General features: G+C 43.7%; 1 rRNA gene. It reads right to left on the bottom strand.

Features of this window, described 5'->3' with window-relative positions:
* Window positions 1–87 (bottom strand): 5S ribosomal RNA (gene rrf, locus KNP78_RS15665); the annotation flags it as partial.
* Window positions 88–229: the final 142 nt, after the last annotated feature.

Genomic DNA, 229 nt, shown 5'->3' with positions numbered 1-229 from the left:
AGACCCCCAACTACTTTCGGCGCTGAAGCGCTTAACTTCCGTGTTCGGCATGGGAACGGGTGTGGCCGCTTCGCTATCGCCACCAGACATATATGAGATTAACATTATCTTAACATAATGTCAACTCTTTTTAAGAGATTGTTCTCTCAAAACTGAAGACTCATCAATTCATACAAACCATTAGACTAGATCAAAGCCTCGACCGATTAGTATCATTCAGCTCCACACG

The organism is Exiguobacterium sp. s28 (assembly GCF_018618135.1).
GTDB lineage: Bacteria > Bacillota > Bacilli > Exiguobacteriales > Exiguobacteriaceae > Exiguobacterium > Exiguobacterium mexicanum_A.
Note: the sequence above shows the minus strand (reverse complement) of the source record. Positions and strands in the feature narration are given on the sequence as shown.